The following is a 25,011-nucleotide window of genomic DNA, read 5'->3' on the forward strand; positions in this document are numbered from 1 at the left end:
TGGCGGGGGAGGATTGGAATTTCAAAGCCGGGCGATGGAAGGGGGCCGGAAAAGCGCGCGCCGCTTGAATGGAGAAGAAGACGCGGGCCTTTCGAGTTTCCCTCCCATCGCCCGGGACCATTCCCCGGTTCTGGGTCGGGGAACGGCCTTAGCGCGCCGCCACGCGCGTTGCGCCGCGCGTGGCGAAGTGGATCTCGACCGCGCGGCGGACGCTCGCCGCGACCTTGCCCTGGCCGTTCGACGAGGCGAGGAAGCTCGCGTCCGACACGTTCGAGATATAGCCGGTCTCGAACAGCACCGAGGGCATGTCGGGCGCCTTGAGCACCATCAGCGAGGCGAAGCGGTGGAAATTGGGCTTGATCGGGATCAGCGGCGTCGCCTCGCGGCCGAGCAGCCGGGCGAAGTTCGCCGAAGTGTTCATCGTCTCGCGCTGGGTCAGGTCGATCAGGATCGACGAGATGTCCGGATTCTGGCTGCCCAGATCGACGCCCGCGAGGATGTCCGCCTTGTTCTCGCGTGCCGCCAGGCGGGCGGCCTCCTTGTCCGAAGCGGTTTCGGAGAGGGTATAGATGGTCGCGCCCGAGGCGGTGGGGTTGCCCGCGCTGTCGCAATGGACCGAGATGAACAGATCGGCGCCGAGCCGCCGGGCGATGCCGTAGCGTTCCTGGAGGATCAGGAAGGTGTCGGTATCGCGGGTGAGCGCCACGCGCACGCGGCCCGAGGCGAGCAGCGAATCGCGGATCGCGAGCGCGACCTGGAGGGTGATGTCCTTTTCGCGCAGCCGGCCGTCGGGCGAGATCGCGCCGGGATCATGACCGCCATGGCCGGCGTCGATCACCACCAGCGGGCGCGTCGGGTCGTTGCCATAGATTCGCGGGAGCGCGGCGGGCGCGGGGCGCGGGGGAACCGCCATGCGCTCGCTATAGGCATGGCGCGACGAGGCCTGGAAATAGGAAAAGGGCGGAACGAAGCTCAGTTTGCCCTCGGCGGCGGCGCGCGCGAAGCGGCTGTCGTCGACGGTGCGCAGCTGGAGCGTCAGCGTCTTGCCGTCGCGTGCGAAGCTGCCTTCGCTGACGATCGCGGGGCGCGAGAGATCGAGGACGATGCGCGCGCCGGTGCCGTCGCGGACGCCCTGGCGGATGTTCATCACCGGGCCGCCCGCGCGGATCGCCGATCCGGGGGTGGCGCCATCGACGTCGACCGCGATGCGTGAAGGGCCGGCCAGCACGAAGCTGCTCGCCTGGCGCACCGGCTCGTTGAAGCGGATGACGACGCGGTCGCCCGAAACGCGCACGTCCTGCACCACGCCTGCCCAGCTCGGCACGCCGGTCAGCCAGCCGGCGAGTAGGGCGAAGAAGAATAGCACTCGCGCGATATGCCGCGTCGAGCTGTGGGGGGTCCAGCTCAAATGCATGTTACTGTTACTCGGCCTGTTAAGCCCTGACCTGACCGGCTTTAGAGCGAGGCTCTCAAGTCGCGGTGAAGCGATGCGGTTAATGCCACGTCAGCCATGAACTTGGCGTGGATTGGCCTGTCAGTAATTGTACAGGTGCCGTAACAATTTGTCGCAGCGCGGGCCTTGCGGTTGCCGCATGTGTCGCGCGGTGCTAGGGCTCCAAGCGTTCCGGCGTTCAGGCCGGAGACGATCGCGGCATCGCCCGCGGTATTTCAGGTTGACGCTGCATGAGGCAATTTCCCCGCCGTTCGAACCGCTTGGCCCCGGCCATGCGCGCGACGGGCGCGGAGCATCCGGGCATGGCGCCCGGGCGTGCCCAGGCAGCAGAGGCATTTCTTGAACCATGCGCGGCTCAACGCGTGAGCCGCCTCGCACATCGCGCGCCGCCATTCGCCCTTTTGGGGGCCGGCAGGCGCGCCCGGAGAAATATAAATGACCATGCGTATGCTGATCGACGCACGCCACCGGGAGGAAACCCGGGTGGCCGTCGTCAAAGGGAACCGGATCGAGGAGTTTGATTTCGAGTCCGCCGAGCGCAAGCAGCTCAAGGGCAATATCTATCTAGCCAAGGTTACCCGCGTCGAGCCGTCGCTCCAGGCGGCGTTCGTCGATTATGGCGGCAACCGGCACGGCTTCCTCGCCTTCTCGGAAATCCACCCCGATTACTATCAGATCCCCAAGGAGGATCGCGAGGCGCTGCTTCGCGAGGAGGCCGAGCACGCCGCCGAAGAGGCCGCGCTGCGCGCCGAAGAGGATGGCGACGAGGACGGCGATCATGAGGATGGCGACGTCGAGGTGCTCGAGCGCCCCGCCGGCGACGAAGACGATCATGAGCACGACCACGACCACGACGATGAAGGCGAGGGCGATTCGGACGACGAAGGCGCCGAGTCCGAGTCCGAGTCGGAGGGCGGCGATGGCCGCCGCCGCGGGCGGGGCCGCAAGGGCGGGCGCGGGGAGAGCCCCGCCGATGCGCTGCGCAACAAGCGCATGAATCTGCGCCGCCGCTACAAGATCCAGGACGTGATCCGCCGGCGCCAGGTGCTGCTGGTCCAGGTCGTCAAGGAAGAGCGCGGCAACAAGGGCGCGGCGCTGACCACCTATCTCTCGCTCGCCGGCCGTTACTGCGTGCTGATGCCCAACACTGCGCATGGTGGCGGCATCTCGCGCAAGATCTCGTCGGCCGCAGACCGCAAGCGCCTCAAGACGATCATGTCGGACCTCAAGCTGCCGCCGACGATGGGCTGCATCGTCCGCACCGCGGGGCTCCAGCGCACCAAGGTCGAGATCAAGCGCGACTTCGACTATCTCGCGCGGCTGTGGGACGAGATTCGCGAGAAGACGCTGAGTTCGTCCGCCCCGGCGCTCGTCTATGCCGATAGCGACCTGATGAAGCGCGCGATCCGCGATATCTACAACAAGGATATCGACGAGGTGATCGTCGAGGGCGAGGAAGGCTATCGCCAGGCCAAGGACTTCATGAAGCTCCTGATGCCCAGCCACGCCAAGAAGGTGAAGCATTATGCCGACGCCGTGCCGCTGTTCCAGCGCGCGCATGTCGAGGATCAGCTCGCCGCCATGTACCACCCGGTCGTCCAGCTGAAGAGCGGCGGCTATCTGGTGATCAACCCGACCGAGGCGCTCGTCTCGATCGACATCAACTCGGGCCGTTCGACCCGCGAGCACTCGATCGAGCAGACCGCGACCGCGACCAACCTCGAGGCTGCGCACGAGATCGCCCGCCAGCTCCGCCTGCGCGACATGGCCGGCCTCGTCGTCATCGACTTTATCGACATGGATCATGGGTCCAATGTCCGGAAGGTCGAGAAGGCGATGAAGGAGGCGCTCAAGAACGACCGCGCCCGCATCCAGGTCGGCCGCATCTCGGCCTTTGGCCTGATGGAGATGAGCCGCCAGCGGCTGCGCACCGGCGTGCTCGAGGCATCGACGCGCCAGTGCCCGCATTGCGAGGGCACCGGCCTCGTCCGCACCGCTTCGTCGGCCGGCCTCTCCGCGCTTCGCCTGATCGAGGACGAGGCCGCGCGCGGCCGCGGCTCGCAGATCGTGCTGCGCGCGAGCCAGGAAGCCGCCTTCTACGTGCTCAACCGCAAGCGCGGCGAGCTGGCCGAGATCGAGGAGCGCTATGGCGTCCGCGTCGAGGTCGCGCCCGATGGCGAGCTCGAGGGCGCGCGCATGTCGGTCGAGGCCGGTGGCCCGCCGCCGGTCCATGCCCCGCGTATCACCCAGCTCATCGAGGAGCCCGAGGACGATCTCGAGGACGAGATCGACGAGGAGGAGATCGAGGAGGAAGAGGCCGCCGAGGACGAGCGTCCGCGCCGTGGCCGCGACCGCGAGCCGCGGGGCGAAGGCGATGAGGGCGCCGATGAGCATGGGGGCCGCGGCAAGCGCCGCCGCCGCCGCCGTGGCCGCCGCAACCGCCGCGACGACGAAGGTGCGCCGCAGTCCGAATCGGGCTCCGAGGGCGAAGCTTCCGAGGGCGAGGCCCGTGAGGATGGCGACGAGGGCGAGGATAGCGGACCCGCAGAGCGCCGCGAGGGCGAGACCCAGGAAGCCGCGGACGCGCGCGTCGAAGCCGGCCGCAAGCGCCGCCGCCGGGGCCGCCGTGGCGGCCGTCGCGGTGGCCGCGAGGGCGGTGAGCGCGAGGCTGGGGCCGAAAGCGGGACCGAGTCGGTGAGCGAGGCCGAGGCGATCGAAGCCGAAGTCCCGGCCGAGCCCGAAGCCGCGCCGGTCAAGAAGCCGCGCAGCCGCAAGAAGGCAGTCGAGGCGGAAGCTCCGGTGGAAGCGCCGGTGGCCGAGGCATCACCTGAGCCCGAGCCCGAAGCGGCGCCGGTCAAGAAGCCGCGCAGCCGGAAGAAGGCTGTAGAGGCCGAAGCTCCGGTTGAGGAGGCTCCGCCCGAGCCGGAGCCCGAGCCCGAGCCCGTCGCCGAAGCCGCGCCCGCCAAGAAACCGCGCAGCCGTAAAAAGCCTGCCCTGAGCGAAGTCGAAGGGGCCGCCGAGGCCGAGGCCCCGGTCGCGCAGGACCTGGCGGCCGCGGACGAAGCCGAACCCGCCGAGGGCGAAGGCGAGGGCGAACCCGCCGGCCCGCGCCGCGGCGGCTGGTGGCAGCGTACCTTCGGCCAGTGACCGCGCGAGCCTCCCCCGCCATGGCGGGGGAGGCTCCGGTCACCTGAGGTTCATGCGGCCGGCGCGAGACGTCGGGCCGCGAACCGGACGTTGCGGGCAAGGGAGTTTGGGACGATTATGCCGCGCATGAAACGCTTCGCGACCTTCCTCGCCTTGTTCTGCCTCGCCATGTTCGCGGGCACCCCGGCGATGGCGCAGACGATCCTGCGCGACGCCGAAACCGAATCGATGCTCGCCGATATCTCGCGCCCGATCATCCAGGCGGCGGGGCTTTCGCCCAACAATGTCCGCGTCATCCTGATCCAGGACAATTCGATCAACGCCTTCGTCGCGGGCGGGCAGATCGTCTATCTCCATTCGGGCCTCATCGATAAGGCCGACAACGTCAACGAAGTCCAGGGCGTGATCGCGCACGAGCTCGGCCATGTCGTCGGCGGCCATGCGGTGTTCGACCGCGACGGCGGCTATGGCAGCATCTCGATCCTGTCGCTGCTGCTCGGCGCGGCGGCGATCGCGGCGGGTTCGCCCGAGGCCGGCACCGCGATCATGATGGGCGGCCAGCGCGCCGCGATCGGCAAATATCTCGCCTTTTCGCGCGCGCAGGAAAGCTCGGCCGATGCCGCCGGCGTGCGCTTCCTCAACACCGCCGGGATCAGCGGGCGGGGGATGCTCGAATTCTTCAAGAAGCTGCAGAACCTGCAGTTCAGCTACGGCTATTACGCGTCCAACCCCGAGGTCGATCCGTTCGCGCAGACCCACCCCATGTCGGGCGAGCGCATCCAGGCGCTGACCGCCGACCTCCAGGGCTCGCCGGCATGGAACACCCGGACCGATCCCGCGCTCGAGGTGCGGTTCAAGCGCGTCCAGGCCAAATTGCGCGGCTATGTCAACGAGCCCGAGATCACGCTCAAGGCCTATCCGACCACCGATCAGTCGATGTACGCCCATTATGCCCGCGCCTATGCCTATCACCGCAAGGGCTATCCCGATCAGGCCGCGGCCGAATGCGACGCGCTGATCAGGATCGCGCCCGAGGATCCCTATTTCCTCGAGCTGCAGGGCCAGATCATGCTCGAATCGGGCGATCCCCGCGGTGCGCTGGTCCCGCTGCGCAAGGCGACCGTTTCGACCAATTACCAGCCGCTGATCGCCACCACCTTCGGCCATGCGCTGATCGCGACCGAGGATCCGGCCAATCTTGACGAGGCCGAGAAGGTGCTGCGCCAGGCGGTCGCGCGCGACAAGGAGAACCCGTTCGCCTGGTACCAGCTCGGCATGGTCTATGAGCGCAAGGGCGATACCGCGCGCGTCGCGCTCGCCACCGCCGAGCGCGCCAATCTGACGGGCGATGCGCGGACCGCGCTCGCCAGCAGCCGCGCGGCGATGGCGCAATTGCCGCAGGGCTCGCCCGACTGGATTCGCGCGCAGGACATCATGATGGTCTCGCAGACCCAGATGGAGGACGAGCAGCGCGGGCGCCGGCGCCAGCTCTCGGCCGCAGGAGCTCCCCGATGATCGACCGGATCAGCCGCACCCCCTGGATGCTCGTGCTCGCCTTCATCGCCTCCGGCCTGCTCGGCGCGGGGCTGTTCGCGGCGGCGCAGGCGATGGTGCCCGGCGCCAATCCCGACCGCGAGCGGATCGAGGGGATCGTCAAGGCCTATATCCTCGACCATCCCGAAATCCTGCCCGAGGCGATGAACCGGCTCCAGGCCAAGGAGGCCGCCGAGCAGCAGCGCGCCTCGAACACCGCGCTCAAAAGCCATGCCGAGGTGGTCAAGCCCTATGCCGGCGCCTGGGGCGGGAATCCGAACGGGGACGTCACCGTGGTCGCCTTCATGGACTATAATTGCGGCTATTGCCGCGCGAGCCTGCCGACGCTGGCGCGGCTGATCGCCGAGGATCCCGGGGTCCGCATCGTCTACCGCGAATATCCCGTGCTCGGCGACGAGAGCACCGAGGCGGCGCGCTGGGCGCTGGCGGCGGCGGATCAGGGCAAGTTCATGCCCTTCCACGAGGCGCTCTATGCCGGCGCCGGTTTCGATCAGGCCGCAGCCAAGGCGGGGCTCGATGTCGGGGCTGCGCGGGCGGCGCTCCGCTCGCCGCGCATCTCGGGCGAGATCGCCGCCAACCGCAAGACCGGCTACGACCTTCGCCTCACCGGCACGCCGGGCTTCGTGATCGGCAAGCAGGTGTTCCACGGCGCGATGGAGTATGAGGCCTTCGTCAAGGCGGTCGCCGCGGCGCGCGCGGGGAAATAATCCCGGCTCGCTTGTAGGCGGCCTCGCGCAACCCTAGATCACGCGGGCGTTCGTTCCAGGGGCTCCCATGACATCCATCCTGTCGGTCAACCAGGTCTCCAAGACCTACGGGTCGGGGCAGCGCGCGCTCGATCATGTCGATCTCGAGATCAGGCGCGGCGAGATTTTCGCGCTGCTGGGGCCGAACGGCGCGGGCAAGACTACGCTCATCTCGATCATCTGCGGGATCGTGACGCCGAGTTCGGGCACGATCCTGGTCGACGGGCATGACGCGATCCGCAGCCCGCGCGAGGCGCGCTCGAAGATCGGGCTCGTGCCGCAGGAGATATCGGTCGACATGTTCTCGACCGTCGAATCGACGCTGCGCTTCTCGCGCGGCCTGTTCGGCAAGGGGCCGAACGATGCGCATCTCGAGCAGGTCCTCAAGGACCTGTCGCTGTGGGACAAGCGCAAGGCGCAGATCCGCGAGCTTTCGGGCGGCATGAAGCGCCGGGTGCTGATCGCCAAGGCGCTGAGCCACGAGCCCGACATCCTCTTCCTCGACGAGCCCACCGCGGGCGTCGACGTGTCGCTGCGCCGCGACATGTGGAAGATGATCGGCGGTCTGCGCGAGCGCGGCACCACGATCATCCTCACCACCCATTATATCGAGGAGGCCGAGGAAATGGCCGATCGGGTGGGGGTGATCAACAAGGGGCAATTGCTGCTCGTCGAGGACAAGGCCGAGCTGATGAAGAAGCTCGGCAAGCGCGAACTCGACCTCAGCCTCGCCGATCCGCTGGAGGCGATTCCCCCGGGGCTCGACGAATGGCATCTGAGCCTCGAGGATGAGGGGCATCGCCTCCGCTACACCTTCGACGCCCAGGCCGAGCGCACCGGCATCCCCTCGCTGCTGCGCAAGCTTGCCGAGCTGGGGATCGGCTTCAAGGATCTGGATACGTCGAAGTCGAGCCTCGAGGACATCTTCGTCGACCTTGTCGAACGCAAGGATGAGGAGACCGTGGCATGACCGGTGTGAACATCCACGGTATCTGGGCGATCTACAAGTTCGAGATGGCGCGCACGCTGCGCACCCTGTGGCAGAGCATCGTCACGCCCGTCGTCACCACGTCGCTCTATTTCATCGTGTTCGGCATGGGGATGGGCGCACACATCAAGCCGATCCACGATATCGCCTATGGCAGCTTCATCGTCCCCGGGCTGATCATGCTGTCGCTGCTCACCCAGAGCGTCGCCAATGCCTCGATCGGCATCTATTTCCCGAAGTTCACCGGCACGATCTTCGAATTGCTGTCGGCGCCGATCTCGGCGGTCGAGCTGGTGGTCGGCTATGTCGGCGCGGCGGCGACCAAATCGGTCGTGATCGGGCTGATCATCCTCGCCACCTCGGTGCTGTTCGTGCCGCTGCGCGTCGATCACCCGCTGGCGATGATCGCTTTCCTGCTGCTCACCTCGATCGCGTTCAGCATGTTCGGCTTCATCATCGGCATCTGGGCCAAGGGGTTCGAGCAGCTGAACGTGGTGCCCGCCCTGGTGCTGACCCCGCTCACCTTTCTCGGCGGCTCCTTCTATCCGTTGAGCTATCTGCCCCAGCCCTGGCACACGGTCAGCCTGTTCAATCCTGTGGCCTATCTGATCAGCGGCTTTCGCTGGGCCTTTTTCGGCGATGTCGGTGATATCGATGTGCGCTGGAGCCTGGGTTTCACCACCGGCTTCCTGCTGCTGTGCATGGGCGTGATCTGGCTGATCTTCCGCACCGGCTATCGGCTCAAGAGCTGATGGTCACCGCGCTCTTCGCCGCGCTCTGGCTGACCTTGCTGCTCGCGCGCGGCACGCGCATCGGCCGGGCGATGCACCGGTGGATGGTGGAAAAGCCCGCCGCCCTGGGCAGCCGGATCGGCACCGGCGGCTTGCTGATGATCCTGCTGATGGCGGTGGGGACTGCGCTCGTCTGGTACTTCCTCGAACGCGACGGGATCATGCTGCTCTCGATGGGCATGCCCGAGATCCTGCACGTGATCGCGGCGATGGAGCTGACGACCTGGCTGGAGGTGGCGTTCACCGTCGCGGTCACGGCCTCGGCGACGCGGTTCAGCGCGGTCGTGGTGGCGGTACGCTCGCTGTTCGCGGGCAAGCGCGAACGCCGCACTCGGCCGGCGCGGCGCGAACTGCCCGCAGCGAACGACGACGAGGACCGAAGGTTCGCGCTGGCGGCGTGATGGTTCAATCCTCCCCCGGAGGGGGAGGTGGCAGGCGCAGCCTGACGGAGGGGTATTCTCCGCGAGCGACGTCGCCCGTGGCCACTACCCCTCCACCGCTTCGCGGTCCCCCTCCCCCTCCGGGGGAGGATTTCTTACTTCATCACCGGCAGGCTGATCAGGCTCCCCGGGCATACCCGCTGGGTCGCTTTCACGAAATCCTCCGGGTTCGCCTTGTAGATGTTCGGCACGAATTTCTGCGGGTTGCGGTCGATCACCGGGAACCAGCTCGACTGGACCTGGACCATGATCCGGTGGCCGCGCTTGAAGACATGATCGTGGTCGCGCAGCGGGAAATTCCATGCCGTCACCTGATCGGGCACCAGCGGCTCGGCCTTTTCGAAGCTCTTGAGATAGCGGCCGCGGCGGACCTCCATCGCGATCGGCCATTGATAGCCACCCAGCGTCTTCGGATAGTCGCCAAGCGCGCCGCCCGGAGGCGGCCCAAAATCGTCGGGAAGCACATCGATCAGCTTGACCACGAAATCGCTGTCGGTGCCGCTGGTCGAGGCCATCAGCGTCGCGCTGAACGCGCCGGTGACGGTCAGATCGGCCTCCAGCGGCGCGCTGGTATAGCTCAGCACATCGGGGCGGTGATCGACGAAGCGCTGGTCCGCGGCCTCCCACCAGCGCCATTCCTGCGAGGGATAGGTGCGGCTGATCGGGCGCTCGCGGAAAGGGACCGGGTTGGCGGGGTCCGAGACATAGTCGCGGCATTGCTCGCCCGCAGCGGGGGCGTCGAACGACAGCGATCCGTCGGCATGGAGGTACAGGCTGGTCGCGGCCGCGCCCGGCGCGGGCCATTTGGCGTAGCTCTTCCACTCCCATGAGCCGCTTTGCAGCGTCTTCGCCTCGAACCTGGGCTGCGTCCCCTTGCCGTGGAGCCAATAGGCGAAGAAGGGCGCCTCGATATCGCGCATGAACTCGGTGCCGGCATCCTTGCCGATGGGCACATAGCCGATCTTGTCGCCGGTGGTGTGCCAGGTCCCGTGTGCCCAGGGTCCCGCGACGATCATGTTGAGGCCCTTGGGGTCCTTCTCCTCCATCTTCGCGTAGATCTTCCAGGTGCCCAGCGGGTCTTCCTGGTCCCAGAAGCCCGCGACATGGAGTGTCGGCACGGTGGTCACGCCCAATTGCTCGGTCCAGCGCTGACCCTTCCAGAAGCTGTCATAATCGGGATGCTCGATCATCGCGGTGAATTGCGGCACCGATCCCTTGAAGTAGAGCTTGTCGAGATTCTCGACATTGCCGAGCTTGAGGAACCAGTCATAGGTGTCGACAGGCGCCTTGCCGCCATAATCGAAATCGTCCCCCTGATCGTTGTTCTGGAGCGAGAAGAGCCAGTCGGTCGCGTAGGAGAGCCGCGCGGCGCCGTAGCGGTGGAGATCGTCGTTCATCCACCAATCGTTCCACGCCGCCTGCGGGCTCGCCGCCTTGAGCGCGGGGTGCGGCTTCGCGAGCGCGACCGCGGCGGCATAGCCGGGATAGGAAACGCCCCACATGCCGACCTTGCCGTTATTGTCGGCGACGTGCTTCACCAGCCAGTCGATCGTGTCCCAGGCATCGGTGGCTTCGTCGGCGGCCTTGGAGTTTTTGGGGCTCAGCGCCATCGACATGCGGAAATCGCCGTCCGACTTGAACTGGCCGCGCATGTTCTGGAACACCATGACATAGCCGTCGGCCATCAGATATTTCCATTGCCCGGGCACCCCCGCGGGCGCCGCTGCGGGCACGCCATAGGGGGTGCGCTGGAGCAGGATCGGCAGCTTCCCCGCCATGCCGCGCGGGCGCAGGATCACCGTCTGGAGCTTCGCCCCGTCGCGCATCGGGATCATCACCTCCTCGAAGGTGAAGGGGGCCTCGGCGGGCGCGGCCTGCTGGGCGGGCGCGGGCGCGGCGCCGAGCGGAACCAGGAATGCCGCGATCCCGGCAAGCAACAGCGAGCGACGCATCGATACCTCCGTTCATGCCCCCGCGCGTTTGATGGACTCGCGCACGCGCCAAGACAAGCGCGCCGATCCTTGGCCGCAGCCAAGTCGAACAGGCGCGAAGACTGGCGTGGCCACCGCGTTCGTTTTCGGTGCCTGCCAAAATGAATGTAAATGTTGTTGAAGAAATCCGCCATCGCGAGTCGGCCCGATGACAGTTGTGTTCAACTTATAATATTTTTCCTGTTCATCATTCAGCGCGATTGACGGCATTCGTCTCGATATGAGAAAGATAAGACAGTGATTTAATTCATATCCATGGGGGAGAAGGCCATGCAATTGACGCATCAGGGCGACGTGTTGCTGTCGCGTCCGAGCAAATTCATTGAGACCGACGCGCGGGTGGTGCGCTGGATCGCGCAGGCGGCGATCAATGTCGAACTCTTCACCATCCCGCTCTACATGACCTCGCTCTACTCGATCACCGGCATGCATCCGATCACCGGCGCGGGGAACAGCTTCTACAAGGGGCGGATATGGCCTGGCGCCAAGACCAGCGCCTTTCCCGATCCGACGCCCGGCAAGCCCGGCTGGGGCAACAAGCAGGCGTTCAACATCGTCTTCTCGGTCTTCATCCAGGAGATGCTCCACCTCCAGATGGCCGCGAACATCGCCACCGCGATCGGCGCGAAGCCCGATTTCACCGATCCCGCGCTGCAGGACGCCGATAATGGCTGGATCTGCTACGGCCCGGCGCTCACCGCGATCCCGACGATCGTCAACCTGACCGACACCGACACCTATACCAATGTGAAGGTCAATGTCGGCCCGCTCGATGCCGACCGCATCCAGCTTTTCCTCGCGATCGAGCAGCCGTTCGAGGATGCCGAGGAGGATATCGTCCGCAACCGCGACCAATATTTCCCGCAGGTGCCCTTCACCGACGATCCCGACTGGGATCCGGCGACCTTCGACAAGATGTTCGGGTCGATCGGCTATATGTACCAATGCTATCGCGACTATCTGACGATCACCTACGACAATGGCACCACCTTGTGGGACAATGTCTTCGACCCGAACGGGCAGCAGAACGACCTGTTCAACAATTTCAGTTTCCCCGGCCATCCGATGCGCGAGTTTATGGGGTTCGAGACCACGATCGCGCTGACCGACCGCGACATCGCGCTCAAGCAGGCGCTCAACATGATGAACGCGATCACCGATCAGGGCGAGGGTTCGACGCTCAAGGTCCGGCAGAAGCACGCCGCCGAAGCCGGCCTGCTGATGGCGGTGGAGCCGCAATATTGCCCCAGCGACGACGCGCTCAAGTCCGATTATCCGAGCTATTCGGATACCGGCCGGCAAATCCCCTCCTCGGATGCGGTCGCGCGCTTCGATAATGACGATAAGGACCATTATGAGCGCTTCCAGGAAGTGCTCGACCTGATGGAAAAGGGCGGCGTCCTCACCTGGGACCGCGCCGGCAAGACCGGCAACTGGACCGCGGCCGACCTCACCACCGCCGATTACGACCCGAACGACAACCCCTATGGCCTGCCCACCCCCGAGCAGGTCGCCGACGCGCTCAACGCGCTCGCGCATCACGACGCGCGCCAGGTCAATTACGAGACGCTGAGCCAGGCGGTGGTCGGATCGATCAAGGGCGTGACCACCGTGCTCAACGACTATTGGGCGGGCACCGGCTCCTTCCCCTTCCCGTCGATGGCGGGATCGGGCGACCGCATGTCGACCGCCTGGGCGGTGTTCGGGGCGACCCCCGATCTGAGCAAGGGCATCCCCTCGCCCGACACCAACATCCTCAACCATGCCTGCCAGGGGCTCAGCCTCGACGGCACCAGCCCGGGCAGCAACAGCTGCGCGCTGACCGACATCTATCACACCTGCCGCGGATCGAACGATTGCAAGGGCATGGGCGGGTGCGGCTTCGTCCAAGCGAGCACGGGCGGCGGCAGCTGCGGCAGCACGAGCGGCTGCGGCACCGCCAAGGCGGCGCCGCAGCCGGCCATCGCGGCGGGCGTGCCGGGCGCGAACTGCGCGGCGGCCAAGATGCGCATGCTGGGCGGCCTGTGCGGCGGTCCGACCCCGACACCGACGCCCAGCACGACCTATACCGCGCCCAGCGACAATATCTGCAAGGGCTTTGGCGGCTGCGCGGTGCCGATCTCGGCGATGCAGCTCTATCCCAAGGCGGGGACGATGGACGTCTATGCGCTCGCGGTGAAATCGAGCTGCGGGACGCCCACGCCCTCGAAATGCGGCACCCCGGCGCCTTCGGGTTGCGGCACGCCCACCCCGTCGCCTACGCCGTCGGGATGCGGCACCCCGACTCCGACTCCCACCCCGCATGGCTGCGGCGCGCAGGCAGAGGCCGGCACGGGCAAGAATCTGTGCGGCACGCCGCCCCCGCCGCCGCCGTCGAATTGCGGTACGCCGACGCCGTCGAGCTGCAGCACGCCGACCTCGAAGAAGATCGGCACGATCGATTTCGCGGTTGGCGACAAGGTCGAGGATATCGCGTTCAAGGCCTTTTCGATGGTGCTCCAGGCCAAGGGGCAGCCGGTGCCCGCCCAGCAGCAGCCCGACAATCTGCGGCTGGCCTTCCCGCCCTCGACCTGAGGGCGGCATGAGCGTGGCTCCCGGCGCTGCTCTGCCACGTCTCGGCCTGCCCGATCCCGGCGACGGGGTCGGGCTGCGCGAGGAGCATTATCCGCATCTGATGGCGACGCCCCCGGCCGAATGGGGCGTCGACTGGTTCGAGGTGATCACCGAGAATTGTCTCGACAATCAGGGCTATGCGATCCGCGTGCTCGAGCATGTCGCCGCCCATGTGCCGGTCGTGTTTCATGGCGTGTCGCTCTCGATCGGCAGCAGCGCCCCGCTCGACATGGACTATCTCGCCAAGGTCCGCGATCTCGCCGCGCGCTTCCAGCCGCTCTGGGTGTCGGATCATCTCTGCTGGACCGGGATCGGCGGGGTGAACAGCCATGATCTGCTGCCGATGCCGCTCACCCCGGAGAGCCTCGATCATGTCGCGGACCGGGTTGGCCGGGTGCAGGATTTTCTCGGCCGCCCGCTGATCCTCGAAAATCCCAGCACCTATCTCCAGTTCAGCGCGAGCCAGATTCCGGAATGGGAGTTTCTCGGCCGGCTGGCGGAGCGGACCGGGTGCGGGCTGCTGCTCGACGTCAACAATGTCCATGTCAGCTGCTTCAACCACGGGCTCGATGCCAACGCCTATATCGACGGACTGCCCGCCGAGCATATCGTCCAGATGCACCTCGCGGGCCCGAGCGACTGCGGCACGCACCTGATCGACACGCATGATGCGCCGGTGCCCGATGCGGTGTGGCCGCTCTATGCGCGCGCCTGGGACCGGTGCGGGCCGGTCGCGACCCTGCTCGAATGGGACGCGAACATCCCGCCCTTCGCCGATCTGCTGTTCGAGCTCGACCGGGCGCGGGCGGTGCGCGACTGCCTGACCTCCGAGCGCGCGGCCGCGTGATGGCCGGCCTCGCCGCGCTGCAGGATTGGATGCAGGCATCGATCCTCGGCGCGTCCGGCGCCGGCGCGCGCGCGCATGTGCTCGGCGACAATCGGCTGACCGCCGAGGACCGGATCCATATCTATGCGTCGAGCTATCGCCAGCGGCTGCTCGAATGCCTGCGCGGCGAATTCCCGGTACTCGCGGCGCTGGCGGGGGAGACGGCGTTCGATCTGTTCGCGCACGGCTATATCGCCGCGCATCCGTCGCGCAGCTACACGCTCTATGAATTCGGCGCCGGGTTCGCCGGCTATCTCGATGGCGCCCGCCCGCCCGGCGAAGCCGATGCGCCCGCCGCGATTCCCGCGGCGCTCGCCCGGGTCGAGCGCGCCCGCTCCGAAGTGTTCCGCGCCAAGGGCATCGAAGGCGAGCCGCTCCCGCCATCGGACGCCCATGCCGATCCGCTGATCGCGGCGATGTTCGGGCTCGACGGGCGCCGCTACTGGCGGCCCGACAGCGTCCGCCTGCTCGCGCTGCCGTTCGATTTCAGCGCGACGCTCGCCGATCGCGAGAACCCGCCGCTGCCGCTCGCGCGGCCCTCATGGCTGGCGGTCGCGCGGACGCAGTATCGGGTCGAATGCCATGCGATCGAAGCGCGGCAATATGACTGGCTGGCCAGCCTGGCGGAGGATGCCGCAGCAGCCTCGCCGCTGCCGCACGGCGATGCCGGCCTTGCGGCATGGCTGCCGGTTGCGATCTCGCGCGGGCTGGTGGTGCCGGTCGTCTGATGCGTTCCTACCTCGCAGGGCACCTGCGGGAGAGGGGGTTCACCCTCTCGATAGGTGTGTGCCCCCTCCGTCAGCGCTTCGCGCTGCCACCTCCCCCGCTGTCTGCGCGGCGAGGGAGGAATGATTTGGGAACGTTACCTCTGCTCAGTCGAGCCGATGCTCGCCCTTGACCCAGCGCACCGTGCCCGAACTCGCCCGCATCACCACGCTTTCGGTGGTCATCTTGGTCGCGAAGCGCTTGACGCCCTCGAGCAGCGAGCCGTCGGTCACGCCCGTCGCGGCGAAGATGCAGTCGCCCTTGGCGAGCTCGGTCAGGTCGTAGATCTTGTCGAGATCCTCGATCCCCCATTTGCGCGCGCGGGCACGCTCGTCGTCGTTGCGGAAGATCAGTCGGCCCTTGAACTGCCCGCCGACACAGCGCAGCGCCGCGCAGGCGAGCACGCCCTCCGGTGCGCCGCCCGATCCCATATAGATGTCGATCGTCGTGTCGGGATCGGTGGTGGCGATCACGCCCGCGACATCCCCGTCGCCGATCAGCATCACGCCGCAGCCCAGCGCGCGCAGCTCGGCGATCAGCGCCTCGTGGCGGGGCCGGTCGAGCACGCAGGCGATGATCTCGTTCGGCTCGACACCTTTGGCCTTGGCCACCGCCTTGATGTTCTCGGTCGGCGATTTGGCGAGATCGATCACGCCCTCGGGATAGCCCGGGCCGACCGCGATCTTGTCCATATAGACGTCGGGGGCATTGAGCAGCCCGCCTTCCTCCGCCACCGCGAGCACCGCGAGCGCATTGGGCCCCGCCTTGGCGCAGATGGTGGTGCCTTCGAGCGGATCGAGCGCGATGTCGATCTTCGGCCCCTTGCCGATCGCCGCGCCCACCTTCTCGCCGATGAAGAGCATCGGCGCCTCGTCGCGCTCGCCTTCGCCGATCACGACGGTGCCGTCGAGATAGAGCTTGTTGAGCGCGTCGCGCATCGCCTCGACCGCGGCATGGTCGGCGGCCTTTTCGTCGCCGCGGCCGGTGAGCGTGGAGGCGGCGATGGCGGCGGCTTCGGTGACGCGGACCATCTCGAGCACGAGGACGCGATCGAGATGCTGGCTGGCGGTGGTCATGGAATCGGGAGCCCCTGGGAGGTTTGCGGGCGCGATAGGGGAGGCGGACGCAACGGGCAACCATCGGCGTCGGCCAGCGTTGACAGGAACAGATGCGGGGGGCTGAAAACAAAGGGCCGGCCATGCTCTTCTTCATGCTGCTGCTCCAGACCGTTCCGGCCGAGTCCGATCCGGCAGCCGAGCCCGCCTTCCCGCGCATCCTCGACCGCGTGGCGCAGGATTGCGCGGACGGCGCGTGCGAAGCGGGGCGGCGCTACCGGCTGCGGGTGGAGGTCGCGCACCGCGGCGAGGATCCGAAGAACCAGGCGCTGCGCGGCAACTGGCAGCCCTGCGGGACGACCGGCGCAGCGGTCTGCGCGAGCAAGCCGCACCGAATTCTGCGCACCGATCTCGACTGATTTCGCAATTCCGCCACATCCTTGCGGCACATCGCCTGCGGGGGCGGGAGGAGCTGAGGGATGTTGCTGCTTTCGATCATGGCGCTGGTGGCGCAGGACGGCGACGCCGTCGATGCGTCGATGACCAATTACCGCAAGCTGACCCGCGCCGATGTGCGGTGCGAGCGGCCCAGCGGCGATGAGGACACGATCGTCGTCTGCGGCGCGCGTGAGGCGGACAGATATCGCGTGCCGTTCGTCAGCGCGGGGCGGTCACGCGATTCGGTGCCGACGCGGACCAGCTATCTGACCCAGGATTTCGGCAAGGCGCCCTGCGGGGAAGCCGCGTTCCTGAGCGGCTGCGGCGCGGTGGGGATCTCGACCACGATCGGGTTCGACGGCCAGATCATGGTCAAGCGCGAACTGGCGCACTAGGCGCGGGCGCCGCCCGGCTTGCAATGTAGGATTTCGTCTGCTTGGCTCGCGCGGCCGGTCGATCCGGCCGCTCTTTGACCCTGTCGATCCGTACCCGGCGAACCAGGCCTTTTCCCCGGGGACTGCCCAGCGCAAAACATGCGCGATCAGTGTAAAGTTAGTGTCAACTTTCACATGCTGGGACGACCCAGCCTCGTGCGCCAATTGAGCCCGGACCCTAACTTTATTGAACTTCCGCGCCGCTGGGCGATCAGCCGCTGAGGATATGCATCCACATCGGCTCGCCGGCGAGGCTGGGCGAGCCTCGCAGCTTATCGAGCGCCAGGGCGACGCAGCGTTCGGGTCCTTCGTGCGTGACGATCGCGACCAGCACCCGGCCGTCGGGGCTGACGCCGCGCTGCATCAGGCTCTCGATCGAGACGCCCGCATCGCGCATCGCCGCGGCGATCTCGGCGAGAACGCCGACCTTGTCCTCGACCGTGAAGCGCACATAGGCGCGGCCGATCCGCGCGCCGCTGTCCGCCGGGGCGGGGTGGCCGAGCGAGTCGGCGGGCATCGCATAGGGCGGGCCGAATTCGCCGCGGGCGATGTCGATCAGGTCGGCAACCACCGCGCTCGCCGTCGGCCCGTCGCCCGCGCCCGCGCCCTCGAAAAAGAGACGGCCGACGAAATTGCCCTCGGCGACCACCGCGTTGGTCGATCCGGTGACGTGCGCCAGCGGATGGCTTACGGGCACGAGGTGCGGATGGACGCGCTGGAAGAGGCCGGCGGGCCCCGCATCGGCGATGCCGAGCAGGCGGACCTTGAAGCCGAGCGCCGCCGCCTCGGCGATGTCGGCGGCGAGGATATGGCGGATGCCGGTGATCGCGACATCGCCGAACGCGGGCTCGGTGCCGAAGGCGATGCTCGCCAGGATCGAGAGCTTGTGCGCGGCATCGACGCCGTCGATGTCGAAGCTCGGATCGGCCTCGGCAAAGCCCAGCCGCTGCGCTTCGGCGAGGATATCGGCGAAGTCGCGGCCCTCGGCCTCCATCTTCGAGAGGATGAAATTGCAGGTGCCGTTGAGGATGCCATAGACGCGCGCGATCTCGTTCGCCGCCGCGCCCTCGCGCAGCCCCTTGATCACCGGCACCCCGCCCGCGACCGCCGCCTCGAACTTGAGCGCGATGTCGGCGGCTTCGGCGAGCCGCGCGAGTTCGAGCCCGTGATAGGCCATCATCGCCTTGTTCGCGGTGACCAGGCTCTTGCCCGCCTTGAGCGCGGTGCGGGCGAGCGCCAGCGCCGGGCCGTCGGCGCCGCCGACCAGCTCGACGATCACGTCGACGCCCGGATGCTCGACCAGCTCGATCGTGTCATCGATCCAGGCGAAGCGGCCGATATCGACGCCGCGGTCCTTGGACCGGTCGCGCGCCGAGACCGCGACTACCTCGATCGGCCGCCCCGCGCGCCGCGCGATCAGCGCGCCGTTCGCGTCGATCAGCCGGATCACCCCCGCGCCAACGGTGCCGAGGCCGGCGAGTGCGATGCGAAGCGGTTCGGTCACGTAGGCGAGCCCCCAAGGTCCGTCATGCTGAACTTGTTCCAGCATCCATGGCGCGGCAGGCGCCGCACCTTCCGCTCTAGCGGCACGGTGGACCCTGAAACAAGTTCAGGGTGACGGAGGAATTCTTGGGTGCGCCGTCGCGCTACTTCTTCGTCAGCCCGATCTCGGCCAGCCGCTCGGCCAGATAGTCGTGCGCGGTGATCGGGGGCTCGCGCTCGGGATTCTCGGGCGTAACGCATTGCGGCAGCGCCTTGATCAGGAAATCGGGCGCCGGATGCAGGAAGAAGGGCATCGAATAGCGCGCATGGCCGCGGCGCTCGGGCGGCGGATTGACGACGCGGTGCGTGGTCGAGGGCAGGACATGGTTGGTCAGCCGCTGGAGCATGTCGCCGACATTGACGACCATCGCGCCCTCGGGCGGGCTGACCGGCAGCCACTCGCCGGTGCGGTCGAGCAGCTGAAGCCCGGCCTCCTCGGCGCCGAGCAGCAGGGTGATCAGGTTGATGTCCTCATGCGCGCCCGCGCGGACCTCGGGCGCGTCGGCGGGGACGGGGGGATAGTGGAGCAGGCGGAGGACCGAATTGCCGTCCTTGACCGCATGATCGAACCAGTCGGGCGCCAGGCCCAGATAGCGCGCGATCGCCGAAAGCAGCCGGTCGCCGGCATCGTCGAGCGCCTTGAACAGGTTCAGGAAGGTATCGCGGAAGCCCTCGGGCCGGTCGGGCCAGATGTTGGGCGCCATCAATTCCTCGAAGCGGTGCCCCTTGGGCAGCTCGCGGCCGACATGCCAGAATTCCTTGAGGTCAACATGCGTCGCACCCTTGGCGATCTCGGTCTTGAACGGGGTCAGGCCCCGGGCGCCGCCGCCGCCCTCGACGAAATAGCGGCGCTTCTCTTCCTCGGGCAGCGCGAAGAAAGCCTTGGTCGCCGCCCAGGCGCGGTCCACCACGTCCTGTGGCACGCCGTGATCGCTGACCATCGCGAAGCCGAAGCGCTGGAAGGAGCGGCCAAGCTCCTGGGCAAAGCCCTCGGGGTCGGACGCCTGATCCTTCATCGAGATCAGCGGGACTTGGGCAAGAAGGGTATCGGACATGGGGGCTCCGGAAAGAGTCGTTATCCCTCAGAATAGACCCGCCGGTGCCCCCCGGACAAGGAGCGGAGATTCCGTATTGCCTTACGCCCCTATGGTCATCCGCCCCTTGGTCTTGTCGGGCCCGTCGGGCGTCAGTTCGAGCGTGACCGGATCGCCCTCGTCGGTGGTGCCGGCGAAGCCATTGCCCTGCGCCGAGACCTTGAAGTTGCGCTTGGCCATATTGTCGCGGAACCAGGCCTGGACCTTGTCGAGCGAGGCGGGGGCATCGAACGCGATGCTCAAATGGCCCTTGCCCTTGGCGGCGAAGCCCTCGCTGGCGTCGAGCTTGAAGTCCTTCACCGTGGAGCCGGGGTAGAGCTTGACTCCGTTCACGTCGAAATCGGCGGCATCGATATCGATCTTGGGCAGGCTGATCGAGGCATTCACGCCTGGCGCAGCGACCGTGGTGTGCCCCTCGGCATCGGTGACGATGCTGACATTGCCGTCCTCGCCGTTGAGGATAATGGTCGAATTGCCTTCCGGAGCGCAGGCGGCGAGCGCAAGGGGGGCGAGGAGCAAGGCGTGGCGAACCATGGTCTTTGTCCGAGAAGTGTATGAGTTAGGCAATACACTACGCCTGACCTTGATCTGCGTCAAGCGGGGGCGAAAGGGGTGACGCGGGGCGAGGGATCGGCCATGGGGCTCGCCATGGACCAGCCGACCCCATCGCTGACGACCCGTGCCGCCGACCGCGCCCCGCTCGCCTTTGCCGAGTTCGTGGCGCTGGCGGCGAGCATGATGGCGCTGACCGCGTTCGGGATCGATTCGATGCTGCCGGCGCTGCCCGCGATCGGCGAGTCGCTCAACGTCGTGCGCGACAATGACCGCCAATATGTGATCACGGCCTTCCTGGTCGGCTTTGCGTTCGCGCAGCTCATCTACGGCCCCTTGTCGGATCGCTTCGGGCGGCGCCCGGTGCTGATCGTCGCCTTGCTCGCCTATGCACTGACGAGCGTGCTCGCCGCGCTTTCGGGCAGCTTCGCACTGTTGCTGATCGCGCGTGCGGCGATGGGATCGAGCGCGGCGGGCGCGCGCGTGGTCACCGTGGCGCTGGTGCGCGACTGTTTCTCGGGCCGGGCGATGGCGCAGGTGATGAGCCTGGCGATGATCGTGTTCATGGCCGCGCCGGTGATCGCGCCGGCGTTCGGCTGGGCGATCCTGAAGGTCGGATCGTGGCGGCTGATCTTCTGGGGCATCGCCGCGGCGGGGCTGATGGTGCTCGGCTGGTTTTCGCTGCGCATGCCCGAAACGCTGGCGAGCCAAGCGCGCCAGCCGCTCAATATCCGCCGTATCCTCGGCGATTACCGGCTGGTGCTCAGCGACCGCAACTCGGTGGGCTACACGTTGGGATCGACCGCGGTCAGCGGCGCGCTGTTCGGGTTCATCGGATCGGTGCCGCAGATCATGGACGACGTCTTTCATGAGCTCGATCTGCTGACGCTGCTGTTCGCCTGTGTAGCGGGAATGATGGCGATCGGCTCGTTCCTCAATTCGCGCTTCGTGATGCGTTTCGGGATGCGGCTGATCTCGCACAGCGCCCTGACGCTGCTGACGGCGATTGCGGCGCTGCATCTGCTGATCGCGTGGAGCGGGCACGAGAATCTGTGGACTTTCGCCTTGCTGCAGGCGCTGATGATGGGCTGTTTCGGGCTGGTCGGCGCCAATTTCTCGGCGATGGCGATGGAGCGGATGGGGGCGATCGCGGGGACCGCATCGAGCCTGCAGGGCTTTGTCGGCACGCTGGGCGGCGCGCTGATCGGGGCGGCGATCGGGCAGAGCTTCGACGGCTCGACCGTGCCGCTCTATACCGGCTTCGTGGCGATGGGGCTGATCTCGCTCGCCATCGTCGCGATCACCGAGCGCGGGCGGCTGTTCCGGCCCAGTTGAGCGGCCAGAGCCGAGCGGTTCGTCGCATCGACTCGGAACGACTCCATCGCGCCGCCGTTCGATCCTCATGGCAATTGGCAGGAGGTGAGGATGGGCGGTTATCAGGTCGGCGACCAGCGCCCCGGCGACGACGGCTACGACGAAGACGGCTATGACGAGAGCCAGCGCGCCGAGATCCTCGAGGCGACGCGCGACGGGCCGAGCGACGGCACTATCCTGACGGACATGGTGCCGGACCTGGGCGATGATGAGGAAGGCGACGAACTCACCATGCTCGACGAGGAGCTGGGCGAGGAGGATGACGAGGCCGAGCTGACCGCCGAGGCGAGCGGCGAGGACGAGGTCCAGGCCGGGTTCGACGATGAGGATGAGGACGAACTCGACGACGCCGACGAGGACGCGCTGGAACCTTGACGGCGGTGGCCGCGCGGTAGGAGACAGGGGGCTTCGCTGCCGGAGCCGCCATGCTCACCGATCCCCGCGTCGATGCCTATATCGAAAAACAGGCCGATTTCGCCCGGCCGATCCTCGCCACGCTGCGCGCGCAGGTCCATGCCGCCTGCCCCGAAGCGGAGGAGGCGATCAAGTGGAGCATGCCCGCCTTCCTCTATCGCGGCCGGCCGCTCGCCAATATGGCCGCGTTCAAGGCGCATGCGACCTTCGGGGTCTGGTATCGCCATGAGCTGGCGACCGGACAGGAAGGCGAGGCGATGGGGCAATATGGCCGGATCACCTCGGTCGATGCGCTGCCGCCCGCCGAGGAGCTGGCGAAGCATGTCCGCGCCGCGATGACGCTGATCGAAACCGGCGCCACGCCCAAGCGCGAGAAGAAGGCCCCCAAGCCTGAAGCCGAGGTGCCGCCCGAACTCGCCGAGGCGCTGGCGGACGACGACGCCGCGGCCGCGGTGTTCAACGGCTTCCCGCCAGGCTGCCGCCGTGAATATTGCGAATGGATCGCCGAGGCCAAGCGGCGCGAGACCAAGGCCAAGCGCGTCGCGGAGGCGGTGAGCTGGATCCGCGAGGGCAAGCGGCGGAACTGGAAATACGAAGCCTGCTAGGGTGTATCGACATTCAGAGAGCGAGGTTGATCCTCCCCCGCCAGGGGGAGGTGGCGCCGAAGGCGTCGGAGGGGGAGGACACGAGACAGATGTGACCCCCGTCCTCCCCCTCCGTCACGCTACGCGTGCCACCCCCCCTGGCGGGGGAGGATGAATTGAATGTCGATACGCCCTAGTTCCCCGGCGAAGGCCGGGGCCCAGTGTCGGCGCCCTCACCCTTCGACTCCCAACCTCGCAGCCTCCCCAACTGGGTCCCGGCCTTCGCCGGGGAACAAAGCCTCTTCCCATTGCCGCTTCGCGTGATATGTTACAACATCATCAAGAAGGAGCGATGCCATGAAGCGTGCCGTGCCCCTCCGCGAACCCCAGCTCTTTTCCACCATGAACGTCACCCCGTTCATCGATGTGATGCTGGTGCTGCTGGTGATGCTGATCATCACCATTCCGATGCAGACCCATGCGGTGAAGGTCGACATGCCGACCGGCACCGAGCCTACTGCCGGGCTGCCGCACAAGCTGATGATCGATCGCGCGGGCGCGCTCTATTGGGACGGGCGGCGCGTGAGGGACAGCGAGCTCCCCGCGCTGCTGACCGCCACGGTGCAGGAAAAGGCCGATCTCCAGGTGCAGACCGATCCCGAGACACGCTATGAGCGGTTCGATCAGGTGCTGGCGGTCGTCAAGGCGAACGGGGTCACCCAGCTTGGCTTCGTCAACAATGAGCAGATGAAGTTCTAGGGGCGGAACGGCGCGTCCGGCTCCCGCGTTCGGGCTTCGCCCCAACCCGAGGATCCGGATGCGCCTTCCCCTGTTGATTGCCTGCCTTTCGCTCGCCGCCTGCTCCCCCCAATCGGCCGGTGACGCGGCGAATGCGGCGAACGAGACCGCCAATGCCGCCGACAGCTACCAGCCGATGGAGCCGCTCAACCCGCCCGCGCCCGGCACCCCCGGCGGGCTCGCCGACGACGCGGCGCCGGTCAGCGAGGCGCCGTTCACCGCGGAGAGCGCGCAGGGCGCGGCGCAGGTCGTCCAGACCTATTACGCGCATCTGGAGCAGGGCGACTTCCGCAAGGCATGGCTGCTCTGGGGGCAGAATGGCGAGGCTTCGGGGATGAGCGCCGCCGCGTTCGCCGCGAGCTTCGACAGATATTCCGAGTATCACGCCAATATCGGCGCGCCGGGCGAGATCGATGCGGGCGCCGGGCAGCGCTATGTCACCGTGCCGGTCCAGGTCTATGGCCGGCTGAAGGCGGGCAACCGGGCCTTCTACATGCTGGGGACGGTGACGCTGCATCGGACCGTCGCCGATGGCGCGACCCTCGAGCAGAAAAGCTGGCGGATCAGCAGCGCCGACATCAAGCCGCGACCCGCCGGGACCGCGCCCTCGCCCTCGCCCTCGCCGACCGCCGATAACCGCTCGACCGCGCGCTATCGCTGCATCGACGGATCGCGGCTCGTCGCGGCCTTCGATCCCGACCATGGTACGGTCACCGTGTCGCGCGGGGGGCGCCGGCTCGCGGTGCTCACCCAGCAGCGCGCCGCTTCGGGCATCTCCTACGCCGGGGGCCGCTATGAACTGCGCGGCAAGGGCGACGATATGAGCTTCGCCGCGCCGGGCCAGCCGCCGCTCCCTTGCACCGCGATCCGCTGACTGCGACAGGAGCGCCATGGCGCGCTTCACCCTGCAGAAAACCGCGAGCGCCGAGGACATCGACATCCTCGGCCATGTCAACAATGCGGTCTGGGTCGCGTGGATCCAGGACATCGCGGTCGCGCACTGGGCGGCGATGGCGCCCGAGGCGTATCGCGACGCCTATATCTGGGTCGTGACGCGGCACGAGATCGACTATCGCGGCAATGTGTCCGTTGGCGAGACGGTTACGGGCGAGACCTGGGTCGACGAGCCGCCGCGCGGGGCGCGGTTCAACCGCAATGTCCGGTTCGTGGGGAGCGACGGCAAGGTGCGCGTCGAGGCCAGGACGACCTGGGCGATCATCGACCGCGCCAGCGGCCGGATCGCGCGGGTGCCGGGGGAATTGGTCGAGATTTTCCTCGAGCGCGGCGCGGAAGGTTAGGCGAAGGTTAGGCCAAGACGCCGTTTTTCGCGCCGGCGCCGTCCCAGTATGTGA

Annotated in this window: 24 protein-coding genes; 17 read left to right on the top strand and 7 right to left on the bottom strand. The window is 67.3% G+C overall.

Annotation, left to right across the window (positions count from 1 at the left end):
• Window positions 1–148: 148 nt before the first annotated feature.
• Window positions 149–1,414, bottom strand: a complete 1,266-nt coding sequence (locus tag OF829_RS07600) for an N-acetylmuramoyl-L-alanine amidase (protein ID WP_264939378.1) — start codon at window positions 1,412–1,414, stop codon at window positions 149–151.
• 474 nt (window positions 1,415–1,888) lie between these two features.
• On the opposite strand from OF829_RS07600, the gene OF829_RS07605 reads away from it, so the two are divergent.
• The 6 genes from OF829_RS07605 (at window position 1,889) to OF829_RS07630 (ending at window position 9,080) form a co-directional block, all read left to right on the top strand.
• A complete protein-coding gene (locus OF829_RS07605; RefSeq protein WP_264939379.1) occupies window positions 1,889–4,600 on the top strand; it encodes an Rne/Rng family ribonuclease in 2,712 nt (903 codons plus the stop codon).
• Window positions 4,601–4,726: 126 nt separating this feature from the next.
• A complete protein-coding gene (locus tag OF829_RS07610; RefSeq protein ID WP_264939380.1) occupies window positions 4,727–6,115 on the top strand; it encodes a M48 family metalloprotease in 1,389 nt (462 codons plus the stop codon).
• The gene (locus tag OF829_RS07615) at window positions 6,112–6,861 is read left to right on the top strand and encodes a DsbA family protein (RefSeq protein WP_264939381.1); all 750 of its coding nucleotides are present in this window, start codon (window positions 6,112–6,114) and stop codon (window positions 6,859–6,861) included. The genes OF829_RS07610 and OF829_RS07615 overlap by 4 nt, the downstream gene beginning before the upstream one ends.
• 67 nt (window positions 6,862–6,928) lie before the next feature.
• Window positions 6,929–7,870 (top strand): ABC transporter ATP-binding protein, encoded by a 942-nt coding sequence (locus tag OF829_RS07620; protein ID WP_264939382.1) that lies wholly within the window; start codon window positions 6,929–6,931, stop codon window positions 7,868–7,870.
• Complete coding sequence (locus tag OF829_RS07625) at window positions 7,867–8,640, top strand: ABC transporter permease (protein ID WP_264939383.1); 774 nt, start codon at window positions 7,867–7,869, stop codon at window positions 8,638–8,640. The genes OF829_RS07620 and OF829_RS07625 overlap by 4 nt, the downstream gene beginning before the upstream one ends.
• On the top strand, window positions 8,640–9,080 hold the full coding sequence (locus tag OF829_RS07630; RefSeq protein ID WP_264939384.1) for a hypothetical protein: 441 nt from the start codon (window positions 8,640–8,642) through the stop codon (window positions 9,078–9,080). Before OF829_RS07625 ends, OF829_RS07630 begins: the two co-directional genes overlap by 1 nt.
• 134 nt (window positions 9,081–9,214) lie before the next feature.
• Here the strand turns inward: OF829_RS07630 and OF829_RS07635 are convergent, their stop codons facing one another.
• A complete protein-coding gene (locus tag OF829_RS07635; protein ID WP_264939385.1) occupies window positions 9,215–11,071 on the bottom strand; it encodes a CocE/NonD family hydrolase in 1,857 nt (618 codons plus the stop codon).
• Window positions 11,072–11,083: 12 nt separating this feature from the next.
• Window positions 11,084–11,395: a hypothetical protein gene (locus OF829_RS07640; RefSeq protein WP_264939386.1), complete on the bottom strand. Its 312-nt coding sequence runs from the start codon at window positions 11,393–11,395 to the stop codon at window positions 11,084–11,086.
• Between OF829_RS07640 and OF829_RS07645 the strand changes: the two genes are divergently transcribed.
• From OF829_RS07645 to OF829_RS07655, 3 genes are read left to right on the top strand one after another with little or no spacing between them, the layout of a single operon-like run.
• Window positions 11,381–13,684, top strand: a complete 2,304-nt coding sequence (locus OF829_RS07645) for a ferritin-like protein (protein ID WP_264939387.1) — start codon at window positions 11,381–11,383, stop codon at window positions 13,682–13,684. The genes OF829_RS07640 and OF829_RS07645 overlap by 15 nt on opposite strands.
• 7 nt (window positions 13,685–13,691) lie before the next feature.
• Window positions 13,692–14,570 (top strand): MNIO family bufferin maturase, encoded by an 879-nt coding sequence (bufB, locus tag OF829_RS07650; protein ID WP_264939388.1) that lies wholly within the window; start codon window positions 13,692–13,694, stop codon window positions 14,568–14,570.
• Entirely contained in the window at window positions 14,570–15,337 is a 768-nt protein-coding gene (locus OF829_RS07655) for an HvfC/BufC N-terminal domain-containing protein (RefSeq protein WP_264939389.1), read from the top strand. Before bufB ends, OF829_RS07655 begins: the two co-directional genes overlap by 1 nt.
• Before the next feature lie 144 nt (window positions 15,338–15,481).
• Here OF829_RS07655 and glpX read toward each other — a convergent pair whose 3' ends face one another.
• Complete coding sequence (gene glpX, locus OF829_RS07660) at window positions 15,482–16,450, bottom strand: class II fructose-bisphosphatase (RefSeq protein ID WP_264939390.1); 969 nt, start codon at window positions 16,448–16,450, stop codon at window positions 15,482–15,484.
• Window positions 16,451–16,572: 122 nt separating this feature from the next.
• Between glpX and OF829_RS07665 the strand changes: the two genes are divergently transcribed.
• Both OF829_RS07665 and OF829_RS07670 read left to right on the top strand, forming a co-directional pair.
• The gene (locus OF829_RS07665; RefSeq protein ID WP_264939391.1) at window positions 16,573–16,848 is read left to right on the top strand and encodes a hypothetical protein; all 276 of its coding nucleotides are present in this window, start codon (window positions 16,573–16,575) and stop codon (window positions 16,846–16,848) included.
• Window positions 16,849–16,908: 60 nt separating this feature from the next.
• On the top strand, window positions 16,909–17,262 hold the full coding sequence (locus OF829_RS07670) for a hypothetical protein (protein ID WP_264939392.1): 354 nt from the start codon (window positions 16,909–16,911) through the stop codon (window positions 17,260–17,262).
• A gap of 250 nt (window positions 17,263–17,512) precedes the next feature.
• Here OF829_RS07670 and OF829_RS07675 read toward each other — a convergent pair whose 3' ends face one another.
• The 3 genes from OF829_RS07675 to OF829_RS07685 form a co-directional block, all read right to left on the bottom strand.
• Window positions 17,513–18,805, bottom strand: coding sequence for a homoserine dehydrogenase (locus OF829_RS07675; RefSeq protein WP_264939393.1), 1,293 nt, complete (start codon window positions 18,803–18,805; stop codon window positions 17,513–17,515).
• A 142-nt stretch (window positions 18,806–18,947) separates the two neighbouring features.
• Window positions 18,948–19,898: an isopenicillin N synthase family dioxygenase gene (locus OF829_RS07680; RefSeq protein ID WP_264939394.1), complete on the bottom strand. Its 951-nt coding sequence runs from the start codon at window positions 19,896–19,898 to the stop codon at window positions 18,948–18,950.
• 81 nt (window positions 19,899–19,979) lie between these two features.
• Window positions 19,980–20,471 carry a hypothetical protein gene (locus tag OF829_RS07685; RefSeq protein WP_264939395.1) on the bottom strand — a complete coding sequence of 164 codons (492 nt, stop codon included), beginning with the start codon at window positions 20,469–20,471 and terminating at the stop codon, window positions 19,980–19,982.
• Window positions 20,472–20,573: 102 nt separating this feature from the next.
• Here OF829_RS07685 and OF829_RS07690 point away from each other — a divergent pair, with 102 nt between their 5' ends.
• The 6 genes from OF829_RS07690 to OF829_RS07715 all read left to right on the top strand — a co-directional run bounded on the left by OF829_RS07690 (window position 20,574) and on the right by OF829_RS07715 (window position 24,957).
• Window positions 20,574–21,824 (top strand): multidrug effflux MFS transporter, encoded by a 1,251-nt coding sequence (locus OF829_RS07690; protein WP_264939396.1) that lies wholly within the window; start codon window positions 20,574–20,576, stop codon window positions 21,822–21,824.
• 90 nt (window positions 21,825–21,914) lie between these two features.
• Window positions 21,915–22,238, top strand: a complete 324-nt coding sequence (locus tag OF829_RS07695; RefSeq protein ID WP_264939397.1) for a DNA primase — start codon at window positions 21,915–21,917, stop codon at window positions 22,236–22,238.
• 50 nt (window positions 22,239–22,288) lie between these two features.
• Window positions 22,289–22,882 (top strand): YdeI/OmpD-associated family protein, encoded by a 594-nt coding sequence (locus tag OF829_RS07700; RefSeq protein WP_264939398.1) that lies wholly within the window; start codon window positions 22,289–22,291, stop codon window positions 22,880–22,882.
• 336 nt (window positions 22,883–23,218) lie between these two features.
• Window positions 23,219–23,620 (top strand): ExbD/TolR family protein, encoded by a 402-nt coding sequence (locus OF829_RS07705; RefSeq protein WP_264939399.1) that lies wholly within the window; start codon window positions 23,219–23,221, stop codon window positions 23,618–23,620.
• A gap of 58 nt (window positions 23,621–23,678) precedes the next feature.
• The gene (locus OF829_RS07710; RefSeq protein ID WP_264939400.1) at window positions 23,679–24,533 is read left to right on the top strand and encodes an MliC family protein; all 855 of its coding nucleotides are present in this window, start codon (window positions 23,679–23,681) and stop codon (window positions 24,531–24,533) included.
• Window positions 24,534–24,549: 16 nt separating this feature from the next.
• A complete protein-coding gene (locus OF829_RS07715; protein WP_264939401.1) occupies window positions 24,550–24,957 on the top strand; it encodes an acyl-CoA thioesterase in 408 nt (135 codons plus the stop codon).
• The last annotated feature ends 54 nt before the right edge of the window (window positions 24,958–25,011 follow it).

Origin of the sequence: Sphingomonas caeni (assembly GCF_026013415.1) — a bacterium.
Taxonomy (GTDB): Bacteria; Pseudomonadota; Alphaproteobacteria; order Sphingomonadales; family Sphingomonadaceae; genus Sphingomonas; species Sphingomonas caeni.